At 54.0% G+C, this 250-nt stretch carries 1 rRNA gene; it reads right to left on the bottom strand.

What is annotated here, in order from left to right:
* Nucleotides 1-25: 25 nt before the first annotated feature.
* Nucleotides 26-250, bottom strand: a 23S ribosomal RNA gene (locus MFP24_RS00095); the annotation flags it as partial.

The raw sequence follows: 250 nt of genomic DNA on the forward strand, positions 1-250 counted from the left end.
GCTCTCAAAACACCTTCGGTGTTGTAAGGTTAAGCCTCTCGGGTCATTAGTACCGGTTAGCTCAACGCATCGCTGCGCTTACACACCCGGCCTATCTACGTCGTCGTCTTCAACGGCCCTTCAGGGGCATCAAGTGCCCAGGGAAGACTCATCTCGAGGCAAGTTTCCCGCTTAGATGCTTTCAGCGGTTATCTCTTCCGCACTTAGCTACCGGGCAATGCAATTGGCATCACAACCCGTACACCAGTGG

The organism is Brenneria tiliae (assembly GCF_023347575.1).
In the GTDB taxonomy this organism is placed as follows: Bacteria; Pseudomonadota; Gammaproteobacteria; order Enterobacterales; family Enterobacteriaceae; genus Brenneria; species Brenneria corticis.